This window comes from Amycolatopsis alba DSM 44262, from assembly GCF_000384215.1.
GTDB lineage: Bacteria > Actinomycetota > Actinomycetes > Mycobacteriales > Pseudonocardiaceae > Amycolatopsis > Amycolatopsis alba.
Window position 1 is genome coordinate 1366089 of sequence record NZ_KB913032.1, and the last position, 12371, is coordinate 1378459.

Annotated in this window: 13 protein-coding genes; 10 read left to right on the top strand and 3 right to left on the bottom strand. The window is 68.9% G+C overall.

Translation table 11 applies throughout. From position 1 onward, the window contains the following. Nucleotides 1–98: 98 nt before the first annotated feature. The 7 genes from AMYAL_RS0106235 to AMYAL_RS0106265 all read left to right on the top strand — a co-directional run bounded on the left by AMYAL_RS0106235 (nucleotide 99) and on the right by AMYAL_RS0106265 (nucleotide 7079). Nucleotides 99–500 (top strand): nitroreductase/quinone reductase family protein, encoded by a 402-nt coding sequence (locus AMYAL_RS0106235; RefSeq protein ID WP_020630452.1) that lies wholly within the window; start codon nucleotides 99–101, stop codon nucleotides 498–500. Nucleotides 501–594: 94 nt separating this feature from the next. Then, nucleotides 595–735: a hypothetical protein gene (locus AMYAL_RS49840; RefSeq protein ID WP_020630453.1), complete on the top strand. Its 141-nt coding sequence runs from the start codon at nucleotides 595–597 to the stop codon at nucleotides 733–735. A gap of 98 nt (nucleotides 736–833) precedes the next feature. Next, complete coding sequence (locus AMYAL_RS0106245; protein ID WP_020630454.1) at nucleotides 834–1505, top strand: FadR/GntR family transcriptional regulator; 672 nt, start codon at nucleotides 834–836, stop codon at nucleotides 1503–1505. 4 nt (nucleotides 1506–1509) lie between these two features. Next, nucleotides 1510–2949, top strand: coding sequence for an amino acid permease (locus AMYAL_RS0106250; RefSeq protein ID WP_020630455.1), 1440 nt, complete (start codon nucleotides 1510–1512; stop codon nucleotides 2947–2949). Further along, nucleotides 2946–3899, top strand: coding sequence for an asparaginase (locus AMYAL_RS0106255; RefSeq protein ID WP_020630456.1), 954 nt, complete (start codon nucleotides 2946–2948; stop codon nucleotides 3897–3899). Before AMYAL_RS0106250 ends, AMYAL_RS0106255 begins: the two co-directional genes overlap by 4 nt. A gap of 10 nt (nucleotides 3900–3909) precedes the next feature. Further along, the gene (gene aspA, locus AMYAL_RS0106260) at nucleotides 3910–5298 is read left to right on the top strand and encodes an aspartate ammonia-lyase (RefSeq protein ID WP_020630457.1); all 1389 of its coding nucleotides are present in this window, start codon (nucleotides 3910–3912) and stop codon (nucleotides 5296–5298) included. 158 nt (nucleotides 5299–5456) lie between these two features. Beyond that, on the top strand, nucleotides 5457–7079 hold the full coding sequence (locus tag AMYAL_RS0106265) for a CocE/NonD family hydrolase (RefSeq protein WP_026466792.1): 1623 nt from the start codon (nucleotides 5457–5459) through the stop codon (nucleotides 7077–7079). On the opposite strand, the gene AMYAL_RS0106270 is transcribed toward AMYAL_RS0106265, so the two are convergent. Both AMYAL_RS0106270 and AMYAL_RS0106275 read right to left on the bottom strand, forming a co-directional pair. After that, a complete protein-coding gene (locus AMYAL_RS0106270) occupies nucleotides 7076–7837 on the bottom strand; it encodes a metallophosphoesterase (RefSeq protein ID WP_020630459.1) in 762 nt (253 codons plus the stop codon). The two genes, AMYAL_RS0106265 and AMYAL_RS0106270, sit on opposite strands and share 4 nt — an antisense overlap. A 4-nt stretch (nucleotides 7838–7841) precedes the next feature. Further along, nucleotides 7842–8471, bottom strand: coding sequence for a GntR family transcriptional regulator (locus tag AMYAL_RS0106275; protein WP_020630460.1), 630 nt, complete (start codon nucleotides 8469–8471; stop codon nucleotides 7842–7844). Nucleotides 8472–8517: 46 nt separating this feature from the next. On the opposite strand from AMYAL_RS0106275, the gene AMYAL_RS0106280 reads away from it, so the two are divergent. After that, nucleotides 8518–9696, top strand: a complete 1179-nt coding sequence (locus tag AMYAL_RS0106280; protein ID WP_026466793.1) for an aminotransferase class V-fold PLP-dependent enzyme — start codon at nucleotides 8518–8520, stop codon at nucleotides 9694–9696. Here the strand turns inward: AMYAL_RS0106280 and AMYAL_RS0106285 are convergent. Continuing rightward, on the bottom strand, nucleotides 9693–10184 hold the full coding sequence (locus tag AMYAL_RS0106285; protein ID WP_020630462.1) for a hypothetical protein: 492 nt from the start codon (nucleotides 10182–10184) through the stop codon (nucleotides 9693–9695). The two genes, AMYAL_RS0106280 and AMYAL_RS0106285, sit on opposite strands and share 4 nt — an antisense overlap. A 63-nt stretch (nucleotides 10185–10247) precedes the next feature. Here AMYAL_RS0106285 and AMYAL_RS0106290 point away from each other — a divergent pair, with 63 nt between their 5' ends. Next, nucleotides 10248–10868: a TetR/AcrR family transcriptional regulator gene (locus AMYAL_RS0106290; protein ID WP_020630463.1), complete on the top strand. Its 621-nt coding sequence runs from the start codon at nucleotides 10248–10250 to the stop codon at nucleotides 10866–10868. Beyond that, complete coding sequence (locus AMYAL_RS0106295) at nucleotides 10865–12361, top strand: AMP-binding protein (protein WP_020630464.1); 1497 nt, start codon at nucleotides 10865–10867, stop codon at nucleotides 12359–12361. The genes AMYAL_RS0106290 and AMYAL_RS0106295 overlap by 4 nt, the downstream gene beginning before the upstream one ends. Nucleotides 12362–12371: the final 10 nt, after the last annotated feature.

Below are 12371 nucleotides of genomic sequence, written 5' to 3' on the forward strand. Positions count from 1 at the left end.
GGCGTCGTGAGCAGCCATGATCCGAAAGTGCTTGCCGACCTGGGCGCGGATGGGCAGACTGACCAGCCGCCAAGATCACCGAACCGCCCGGAGAGTTGATGATCGACCTGCAGGCCATGAACGAACGCGTGATCGCGGAGTTCCGCGCGAACGGCCGCCACGGCGACGGTCTCCCGACGTTGCTGCTCACCACCACCGGCGCCCGCACCGGACGGCGGCATGTGACGCCGATGCTGTTCCTGGCCGACGACGACCGCTATGTCGTGTTCGCCGCGAACGGGGGCGCTCCCGGCCATCCGGACTGGTATCGCAACCTGGTCGCGGAGCCGTCCGTCGACGTCGAAGCGGATGGAGAGGCCTTCCCCGCGCACGCGAGCGAAGTCACCGGAGCAGCGAGGGACCGCCTGTTCGCGAAACAAGCGAAGACGTTTCCGCGGCTGGCCGAACACCAGTCGAAGACCAGCAGGCCGTTCCCGGTGATCGCGCTCAAGCGCGTGTGACGTTCGCGGGTCCGGTCCGTGAAGGCCTCCTTGAGGGACTCAGAGTCCCTCAAGGAGGCCTTCACGGACTTCACGGACGCAGCATGACAGCGTTGTGACCCTGGCCACCTCGGCGTGGAAATCCGGTGTCAGCACGGAACTCCGCGCCTGCGAAAACGCCCAGCACGGGTTCGAATTCCCGTGTGGATACCGCGTCGACGCGGACCTCGCAGCGTGGATCGTGGCCCTCGGCTGATTGCTTGACAAAGCGTTGGACCGACCGCACGATCTCGTCTCATGAACCTGTCTGACAGCCAGACAGCCGGACACGGTGGTCCACGACGCATCAGCGCGATGGAGGCCGTTCTGGCCCACCTCCGCGGTGCCATCGAGCGCGGCGAGTACCCCGTCGGCCACAAGCTGCCGTCGGAATCCGCGCTCGGCAAGGAGTTCGAGGTCAGCCGTTCGGTCGTCCGCGAAGCGTTGCGGGGACTGCAGGCGCTCGGGCTCACCGTGTCCAAAACGGGCAAAGGGACCTTCGTGACCGCCACCGGGCCGGTCGAGAACCCCACCTTCGGGACCTACTCGGCCCGTGACCTGTTCGAGGTCCGGCGCCACGTCGAGATCCCCGTCGCCGGCTACGCGGCCGTGCGCCGCAGCACCGACGACCTCGACCTGCTCGGCCACCTCGTCGAGCGCATGGACCTCGAAACCGACAACACCGCCTGGGTGGCGCTGGACTCACTGTTCCACATCACCATCGCCCAGGCCTCGGGCAACCCGGTGTTCGGCAAGGTCATCGAAGAGATCCGGGACGCACTCGCCCGGCAGTCCTCCTTTCTCAACCAATTGGGGGACCGTCGGACCCGCTCGAACACCGAGCACCGTGAGATCGTCACCGCCATCGCCTCCGGATCCGAGGCGGACGCCATCGCGGCGATGACCTCTCATCTCGAGCACGTCGAGAACGCGCTGACCACCATCGTGCGGCCCGGCCACACGACGCACCAGAACAAGGACGGCTGACACCGTGACCGAACAGACCCTCAGCGCGGACGGCAAATCCGCACCGGTGCCGGCCGACGCCGGTGACGCCGGCTACGACAAGGCGCTGAAGCCCCGCCACGTCAACATGATCGCGATCGGCGGCGCCATCGGCACCGGCCTGTTTCTCGGCGCGGGCGGACGGCTCGCGCAGGCGGGCCCGGCGCTGGCGATCGTGTACGCGGTCTGCGGCCTCTTCGCGTTCTTCGTGGTGCGCTCGCTCGGCGAACTCATCCTGTACCGCCCCTCCTCCGGCGCCTTCGTCTCCTACGCCCGCGAATTCATGGGTGAGAAGGGCGCGTTCGTCGCGGGCTGGATGCACTTCCTGAACTGGTCGACGACCGGTATCGCGGACATCACCGCGATCGCGCTGTACGCGCATTTCTGGTCCTTCTTCACGCCGATCCCGCAGTGGGTGCTGGCGCTCATCGCGCTAGCGGTGGTGCTGGCGCTGAACATGGTCTCGGTGAAGCTGTTCGGCGAGATGGAGTTCTGGTTCGCCATCATCAAGGTCGCCGCGCTGGTGACCTTCATGGGGATCGGGATCTTCCTGCTGGTCACGCAGCAGCCGATCGACGGCCAGGTCCCCGGCTTCTCGCTGCTGTCCGACCACGGCGGGATCTTCCCGGCCGGGGTGCTGCCGATGGTGCTGATCGTCCAGGGAGTCGTGTTCGCCTACGCCTCGGTCGAGCTGGTCGGCGTCGCCGCCGGCGAGACGGAGAACCCGCGCAAGATCATGCCGAAGGCGATCAACTCGATCATGTGGCGGATCGGGATCTTCTACGTCGGTTCGGTGGTCCTGCTGGCGATGCTGATGCCGTGGAGCTCCTACTCGAAGAGCGAGAGCCCGTTCGTCACCGTGCTCTCGCACGTCGGGGTGCCGCAGGCGGGCAACGTGATGAACCTGGTGGTGCTGACCGCGGCGCTGTCCAGCCTGAACTCGGGGCTCTACTCCACCGGGCGCATCCTGCGGTCGATGTCGCTGGCCGGGTCGGCGCCGAAGTTCACCGGCGTGATGAACAAGAACCACGTGCCCTACGGCGGGATCCTGCTCACCTCCGCGGTCTGCGTGATCGGTGTCGGCCTGAACGCCGTCGTGCCGAGCCAGGCCTTCGAGATCGTGCTGAACTTCGCCGCCGTCGGCATCCTGGGCACCTGGGCGATCATCGTGCTTTCGCATCTGCTGTTCGTGCGCAAGGCCAAGCTCGGCGAGGTGGAACGTCCGTCGTACCGCCTGCCGTTCTCCCCCTACACCGAGATCGCGACGCTGGTCTTCCTCGTCGCCGTCGTGGTGCTGATGGGCTTCGACGAGGTCGGCCGGATCACCCTGTACTGCCTGCCCGTCATCGCGCTCGCGCTGGTCGGCGGCTGGTTCGGGGTCCGCAAGCGGATCAACATGGACGTCTTCGAAAAGACGAAGCTGTGATCCCCGAGATCCGCGTGCCCGCCCACGAACCGCTGGTGCACCTCCTCCGCGACGGAATGGTCGAGGGGGTGCACCACGGTTCGGCCGTGGTGCTCGCCCCGGAAGGCCGGGTGCTGTTCTCCGCCGGTGACATCGAGGCGGCCTTCTATCCGCGTTCGGCGGCGAAACCCTTGCAGGCCACGGCGATGGCGCGGCTCGGCGTCGAGCTGAGCCCTGCCGGATTCGCCGTCGGCGCGGCCAGCCACTCCGGCGAGGAGATCCATCTCGCCGAGGTGCTCAACACCCTCGACGGCGCCGGGCTCACCGAGGAAGACCTGCGGACGCCGGAAGACCTGCCGTTCGACCCTGTCGAGCGCGACGCCTGGATCGCGTCGGGGCGGAAGGCTTCGAGGCTGGCGCACAACTGTTCCGGCAAGCACGCGGCGATGCTCGCGACCTGCCGCCTGCACGGCTGGTCCACAAAGGACTACCTGGATCCGGGACACCCGTTGCAGCGCGCGATCGCGGACTGCGTCGAGGACCTGACCGGGCAGCGGATCCCGAAGGTCGCCGTCGACGGCTGTGGCGCTCCCCTGTTCGCGGTCTCGCTGCGCGGACTCGCCACGGCTGTCGGGAAGATCGCCGCGGCGGCGTCCGGAACCCCGGAGGGTCTTGTGGCCGAAGGGATCCGGAAGCATCCGGAGCTGGTCGCCGGTACGCGTCGCGACGTCACCGCGCTGATGCGCGCGGTGCCCGGCCTGATCGCCAAGGACGGTTTCGAAGCCGTCCAGGTCGCCGCCCTGCCGGACGGGACGGCGATCGCGATCAAGATCGCCGACGGCGGCGACCGCGCGCGGAAGCCGGTGCTCGCCGCCGCGCTCGCGCTGTGCGGCGTCGAGCAAGACGTACTGGAGCCGTTCCCCGGTTTGCGCGTGACGGGCGCGCTCGCCGGACACCACCTTGCCGCCTGAGGAGCCTTCGATGCACCGCGTGGAACACGATCTGCTGGGAGACAAGGAAGTCCCGGCCGACGCCTACTGGGGTGTGCACACCGCCCGTGCCAGGGAGAACTTCCCCATCACCGGCACCGCGATCTCCGCGTACCCGCATCTGATCGAGGCGCTCGCCTCGGTCAAGGAGGCGGCCGCCCGCGCCAACGCCGACCTCGGCCTGCTGGAACCGGACGTCGCCGACGCGATCCGCCGGGCATGCGGCGAGATCCGGGACGGCGCGCTGCACGAGGAGTTCGTCGTCGACGTCATCCAGGGCGGCGCGGGCACGTCGACGAACATGAACGCCAACGAGGTGATCGCGAACCGCGCGCTCGAACTGCTCGGGCACGAGAAGGGCGACTACGCCCGCGTGCACCCGAACGAGCACGTGAACCTCGGGCAGTCGACCAACGACGCGTACCCGACCGCGGTCAACGTCGCCACGATCATCGCCGTCCGGGAGCTGGCCGAGGCGATGGTCGTGCTGGAGCAGGCTTTCGCGGCCAAGGCCGTCGAGTTCCACGCCCTGCTGAAGATGGGCCGCACGCAGTTGCAGGACGCCGTCCCGATGACGCTGGGGCAGGAGTTCGGCACCTACGCGGTCATGCTCGGCGAAGACCGGCTGCGGCTCACCGAAGCGGTGACGCTGCTGCACGAAATCAACCTCGGCGCGACCGCGATCGGCACCGGCCTCAACGCCGCGCCCGGATACGCCGAAGCCGCCGTCGCGCACCTGCGCGAGATCACCGGGCTGCCCGTCGTGTCCGCCGCGGACCTCGTCGAGGCGACGCAGGACTGCGGCGCGTTCGTGCACCTTTCCGGTGTGCTCAAGCGGATCGCGGTGAAACTCTCCAAGAGCTGCAACGATCTGCGGCTGCTTTCGTCCGGTCCGCGCGCGGGACTCAACGAGATCAACCTGCCGCCGGTGCAAGCGGGGTCGTCGATCATGCCCGGCAAGATCAACCCGGTGATCCCCGAGGTGGTCAACCAGGTCGCGTTCGAGGTCATCGGCAACGACGTCGCCGTCACGATGGCGGCCGAGGCGGGCCAGCTGCAGCTCAACGCGTTCGAACCGCTGATCCTGCACTCGCTTTCGGAGAGCATCACGCATCTGCGGTCGGCCTGTGTGGTGCTGGCGGAGCGGTGCGTCTCCGGGATCACCGCGAACGCCGACGTGATGCGGGGTTACGTCGAGAACTCGATCGGGCTGGTGACCGCGCTGAACCCGAGCATCGGCTACGCGGCGGCGACCGAGATCGCCAAGGAAGCGCTCGAAACCGGGCGTGGCGTGGCGGAACTCGTCGTCGAGAAGGGCCTTCTTCCCGCCGAGGAGCTGGCGAAGCTGCTGAAGCCGGAGACACTCGCGCGGCTTTCCTGAGACCCGCGGGGCGGTACCGGGCGGTCCGCCCCGCGCCACGAAGGCGTCCTTCATCGCGAAACTCGCGATGAAGGACGCTTTCATTTCAGGCGGGCGGGGTCCCACGCGAGTACCGTCGTAAGTGGAAGGTGATCATCCGCACGAAAGGCGGCCAAGGCGTGCTCGACCGACTTCTCGACCGATACCTCGGCCTGCCACCGGCCGAGGGGCCCGCTCCCTCGGTGACCAAGGCGATCCCCGTCCCGATGCCCGACGGCGTCCGGCTGCTGGCGGACCGCTACGCCGTCCCCGGCGACGAGCCGCGGCCGGTGGTGCTGATCCGCACGCCGTACGGCCGCAAGGGCGTGATGGGCAAGATCTTCGGTGAGACTTTCGCGCGGCACGGACTGCAGGTGGTCCTCCAGAGCACTCGCGGGACCTTCGGCTCCGGCGGCGAGTTCCGGCCGTTCCACCTGGAGAAGGAGGACGGCCTCGCCACCGTCGCCTGGCTGCGCGAGCAGCCGTGGTGCGACGGCCGGGTCGCGATGGCGGGCGCGAGCTACCTCGGCCACACGCAATGGGCCGTCGCGCCGTACCTCGACGAGCCGCTCGAAGCGATCTGCCTCGGCGTCACCGCTTCGGAGTTCGTCTCGACCTTCTATCCCGGCGGGATCCTCGCGGTCGACAACATGGTCTCGTGGTCGGCGCTGATCGGCCGTCAGGAAGGCCGGTTCGCCGGGCTGCCGAACCCCTGGCAGACGAAGAAGACCCGCCAGGCCATGGCGCATCTGCCGGTTTCCGGCGCGGACGTCGCGGCCATCGGCAAGCAGGTGCGGTTCCTGCAGGACGTCTCCGGGCACGCCGAACCGGGCGACGACTTCTGGGCGCCGTCGGATCACAGCGCCGAAGTCGCCGGGCTGACCACGCCGGTGTCCATGGTGACCGGCTGGTACGACCTGTTCATCGCCGCCCAGCTGCGCGACTTCAAGGAACTCGCGGCGGCCGGACGCGAACCGCGGATCACCATCGGACCGTGGGCGCATGGCGAGCCCGCCAGCCTGAAAACGCTGATCACCGACCAGATCGGCTTCCTTTCCGCTCATCTGCTCGGCGATCGCGCGCCGCTGCGGCAGGCACCCGTACGCCTGTACCTCCAAGGAACGGGGCGGTGGCTGGACTTCGAAAGCTGGCCGCCGGAGTCCGCCGCCACCCCGTATTTCCTGCGTCCGGGCGGGCTTTCCGCCGACGAGCCCGTCGAGTCGAAACCCGGCACGTTCACCTTCGACCCGGCGGATCCGACGCCGACCGTCGGCGGTCCCCTGCTGTCGGGTGTGCAGAAACAACAGGACAACAAGGACGTCGAGGAGCGCCGGGACGTGCTGCTCTTCACCGGTGACGTGCTGAAGCGGGACCTCGACGTGATCGGCGAGATCTCCGCGCTGGTGCACGTGCGGACCGACCTCGGGCACGGCGACGTCTTCGTCCGGCTGTGCGATGTGGACGGTCGCGGAGTGTCCCGCAACGTCACCGACGGCGTCCTCCGGCTGCGCCCCGGCAACCCAGGATCCGATGTGGACGGTGTGGTCGCGGCCGAGATCCGGCTCGACCCGACCGCGTACCGGTTCCGGCGCGGGCACCGGCTGCGGCTGCAGGTCGCGGGCGGCGCGTTCCCGCGCTTCGCCCGCAACCACGGCACCGGGGAACCGGTTCACAGCGCGGTGGACGGGAAACCCGCGCGGTTCGAGATCTTCCACGACCCCGCGCACCCGTCCCGGATCACGCTGCCGGTGTTCTCGGCTTAGTCCGGGACCACCCGCTGGTGGGTGGTCAGCCTGCCGTCGTCGTGCAGCACGTGGAACAGCAGCGACGGCGGCAGGTCGTAGTCGATCGGCCCGCCTTCTCCCCACGGCCGGAGACCGTTCTCCTCCCACGGGAGCAGGATGCTCGACCCGACCGAGGGAGCCGACCGCAGCGGCACGCCGGCGAACGTCGTCGACGCCGCGGCGTGGACGTGCCCGCAGAGCAGGGCCACCACTCGCGGGTGGCGGGCGAGGACCTCGGCCAGCCTGTCTTCGCCGTACTGGCGCATCGCGTCCACCAACGGCAGGCCGAGCGCGACCGGCGGGTGGTGGAAGGCGATGAAGGCGGGGCCGTCGCCGTCGGCGAGAACACCGTCCAGCCAGGCCATGGTCTCGTCGTCGAAGTGCCCGTCCGGCTTGCCGGGGATGCTCGAATCGGCCATCACGAACGTGACGTCGCCGACGGCGTGCGCCACGTTGACCGGGCCGTCGTTCGGCGACTGGCCGAGCAGCCCTTCGCGGAACGGGCCGCGCTTGTCGTGGTTGCCGGGGCAGGTGAAGAGCGGGACGTCGGTCTTGAACAGCTCGGCCGCGCGCCGGTACTCCTCGATCGTGCCGTGGTCGGCGATGTCGCCGGTCACCAGGATCGCGTCGACCGGCGTCACCAAGCCCGCTAGATACCGCATGACCCGCTCGGTGCGTTCGTCGGCGCGTTCCCCGCCGTCGAGATGGTTGTCGCTCAGATGTGCCGTCACGAACATCGTGTCACCCCATGTCGTCCAGATATGCCAACGTTTTCACCCAGTTCCGCACGAGCAGCTCCACGGCCGTCGCGAGATCGGAGACGCGGATCGCCTCGGCGATCCGGAGGTGTTCATCGATACTCTCCCGAGAGCGTTCGATGCCACCGAAATACCGGGCGTCATAGCGCTTCAACAGCGGCTTCGTCTGCTCGATCAGGCGCAGCAGATGCGGATTCGTGCAGCGCGAGACCAGCAGCGCGTGCCAGCGGTCGTCCAAAGTGGACAGATCGCCCTGTCGATCGAGCTCCGCGGCCATCTCGGCGGTGATCCGGTCCAGGCCGCCGGTGAGCCCGGCGAGGTCCTGCGGCGAGCTCCAGCGCAACGCGAGCGACTCCAGCTCCGCGACGAGCGGGTACAGCTGCCGGGCCTCATCGGGATCGAACGGCGGCACGAGGAAACCGCGACCGGGCGCCGAGACGAGCAGGCCGCGATCGGCCAGCCCGATCAGCGCCTCGCGCAACGGTGTCCGGCTGACGCCCAGCTCGCGGGCGAGGTGCACCTCGTTGATCCGGCTGTCCGCGGCGATCCGGCCGTCGAGCACGCGGGCGGTGATCTCCTCCGCGAGGTCACGCCGCAGCAGGTTCCTCGTCATCCGGACAGTATTGCATGCACTTCAGCCATACTGTATTCAGTTAGGCATGACGGACTTCGATGTAAACCGCGCTCGTGCCGAGACGCCGGGCTGCGCGGAAGTGGTCCACCTCAACAACGCCGGATCGTCGCTGCCGCCTTCGAGGGTGACCGACACCGTCGTCGGCTACCTGCGCGAAGAAGCCCTGATCGGCGGATACGAGCAAGCCGCGGCGACCGCGGAGCGGATGGACGGCGTCTACGCCTCGGCCGCGCGGCTCGTCGGCGCCGAACCCGGCGACATCGCACTGACCGACAACGCGACCCGGTCCTGGCAGGCGATCTTCTACGCGCTGCCGTTCGCGGCGGGAGACCGGATCCTGACCGCGAAGTCCGAGTACGCGAGCAACGTCATCTCCTTCTTGCAGATCGCGAAACGCACCGGCGCCGTCGTCGAAGTGGTCGAGAACGACGAGTCCGGGCAACTGAACGTCGAGGACCTGAAACGCCGCGTCGACGGCGACGTCAAGCTGATCGCCGTCTCCCACGTGCCGACCCAGGGCGGACTGGTGAACCCCGCCGAGGAGATCGGCGCGGTCGCGAGGGAGGCCGGGATCCCGTTCCTGCTGGACGCGTGCCAGAGCGCCGGCCAGATCGACCTCGACGTCGCGCGCCTGAACTGCGACGCGCTCAGCGTGACCGGCCGCAAGTACCTGCGCGGGCCGCGTGGCACCGGATTCCTCTACGCGCACCCGCGGCTGCGCGAGCGCGTGGAGCCCGCGATGCTCGACCTCCATTCGGCGTCGTGGACAGCACCGGAGAGCTACGAAGTCGATTCGACGGCGAAGATGTTCGAGGTCTGGGAACGCGATCACGCCGCCGTGCACGGCCTCGGCGCGGCGATCGACTACGCCCTCGAATGGGGCATGCCCGCCATCGAAGCCCGCGTCACCTCGCTCGCGGCGAAACTGCGCGACGCGCTCCGCGAGGTCTCCGGCGTCCAGGTGCACGACCAGGGGGCGCGGCAGTGCGGGATCGTCACGTTCAGCGTGGCGAAAACGCCCTCGCCGGAAGTGAAGCAGCGCCTGGCGGCGGCGAAGATCAACGTCAGTGTCGTGGAAGCGACGTCCGCCCAGTTCGACTTCGCCGCGCGCGGGCTGCCTTCGATGGTCCGTTCTTCGGTGCACTACTTCAACACCGAAGACGACATCGCCCTCCTCGCCAGCGAGGTCGGGAAGCTGGCTTAACGGCGGGAAAGCAGCGAATCGGACGGCGGGGCGTACGGCAGCCCCGTCGTCTTCGCGCGCTTGCCGATCACCAACGCCTCGCCCAGCAGGCTGACGCCGATCGACAGCGTCACCGGCCTCGCGTCGGAATGCGCCCCGGCCGTCGTGGCCAGGAAACCGATCCCGAAGTTCACCGCCAGTGACAGCACCCAGACGCCGAACGTCCAGCCGGTGTAGCGCAGCCAAAGCACGCCGTCGCGCTCGAACAGCTTCGTGGTGATGGCGCGTACCGCTCCCAGCCCGCAGCCGACCGCGGAGCCCAGCACGAGCCAGAGGCCGTCCGTGAAGGTGAAGGTCTCCAGCTTGGTCAGGCCGTAGACGCCGATCCCGAGCAGGATCACCGGCGCGCCGAACACCTCGCGGGCGACCAGCGGTTCGCCGCGCAGCCTGCGCACGACGATCGCGATCACCACGGCGACCACCAGCGCGATCAGCAACCAGGTCCTCATGAACTCCCCCTTTGTAGCATGACTATGCCAAATAAGTTAGCAAGAGCGTGCTATAAAGGCAACATGCCCAAGATCGTCGACCCCGGCGCCCGCCGCCTGGAGATAGCCGAGGCCGTCTTCCGCGTGATCCAGCGAGACGGTCTCGCGCAGGCGTCGCTCAGGAGCGTTGCCGAGGAGGCCGGTCTCGCGATCGGTTCGGTGCGGCACTACTTCAATGGCCACGACGAGCTGATCGTGTTCGCCATGCGCGCGCTCGGCGACCGGCTCGAAGCGAGACTGCTGAGTCACCTCCCCGACCTGCTCGACCCCGCGACACCGCGCTCGCGGCGGCAGAAGATCACCGAAGCGCTGCTCAGCGAACTGCTCCCGCTCACCGAGCAGACCCGCGCCGAAACCGACGTCTGGCTGGCGTTCTCGTCCGCGGCGAAGAACCGCACGGACCTCGCCGAGGAGGCCGCCCGCATGTACGAGGGGGTCCGCGCCCTGGTCCGGCGGGTGCTCGACGGCGCGAACGAGGCGGGCGGCCTGCTCGACGACCTCGACCTGGCCGTCGAGACCGAGCGGCTGGCCGCGCTACTGGACGGCCTCGCGTGGGCGACGGGCCGAACCTCGCCGGAGCTGATGCGAGCGGTGCTCCGGCGGCATCTGGAAACCCTGCGACGCCCCGAACAGGTGATGGAATGAGTACGTTCTACGAGATCGCCGCCCAGGACCCCGGCCGCGTCGCGGTGATCGACGTCGACGGGCGAGCGACCACCTTCGGCGAGCTGTCGGCGCGCGCGAATCAGCTGACCCACGCCTTGCGGGCGCTCGGCCTCGACGAAGGCGACGGCGTCGTCGCGATCATCCACAATGGACTCACCTACTACGAACTGCTGCTGGCGACCCTGCAGGCGGGGATGTACTTCACCCCGGTCAACCACCGGTCCTCACCGGGCGAGATCGCCTACATCGCGGCCAACAGCGGCGCCAAGGTGGCCGTCGCGGACGCGGACATCGCGGCCACTTGCACCGCGGAACTGCAAGGCCTGCACCGGTTTTCGCGCGGCGAGACGCCGGGTTGGGCGGACTACCCGTCCTGGGGCACGGACCTGCCCACCACCACGCCGGCGCACCGGACCGCCGGGCAGACGATGCTCTACACCTCCGGGACCACGGGACGACCCAAAGGCGTCCGGCGCGCACTGTCCGGACGTCCGCCGGCGCTGCACCCGATCCACGCGCACGTCCTCGAACGGCTGGACGTCCTGCCGGGGCACGGCGTGCACCTCGTCGCCTGCCCGCTCTACCACGCGGCGCCCGGCATGTTCTCGACCGCGATCCTGCATCTCGGTTACACGCTCGTGCTGATGGACCGGTTCGACGCCGAGGAAACGTTGCGGCTCACCGAAAAGCACCGTGTGACGAGCACGCATCTGGTGCCGACGATGTTCCACCGCATGCTGCGGCTGCCCGAGGACGTCCGCGCGCGCCACGACCTGTCGAGCCTGGTCTCGGTGATCCACGGCGCCGCGCCGTGCCCGCGGGAGGTCAAGGACCGGATGCTCGCCTGGCTCGGGCCGGTGGTCCACGAGTACTACGGCGCCTCCGAGGGCCTGATCACGGCGGTGCACGCGCGTGACTGGCTCGCCGAGCCGGGCACCGTCGGCGAGCCGCTGGACGGCGTGCGGGTCAAGGTCCTCGACGACGACGGCCGGGAACTCCCTGCCGACGAGACCGGGACGCTCTACTTCAGTTCCGCGCACACGAAATTCGACTACCACGACGATCCGGACAAGACGGCCGCGGCGCGCTCCGGCGAGTTCGTCACCGTCGGGGACGTCGGCTACCTCGACACCGCGAGCCGGGTCTTCCTGTGCGACCGCCGGACGGATCTCATCCTTTCCGGCGGCGTGAACATCTACCCGGCCGAGGTCGAAGCGCGGCTGCTGAGCCATCCCGACGTCGCCGATGTCGCGGTGATCGGGGAGCCGGATCCCGAGTGGGGACAACGGGTCGTCGCCGTCGTGCAACCGGTCGAAGGGATCGCCTGGGACTCCGAGCTGGCGAAGCGGCTCGAAGAGCATTGCCGGGCGGAGCTCGCCGGGTTCAAGACACCGCGCCGGTTCGATTTCCGGGAGCGGCTGCCGCGCACGGAGAGCGGGAAGATGCTGCGACGGACGCTTCGGGAACCCTGAATCGCGGTAC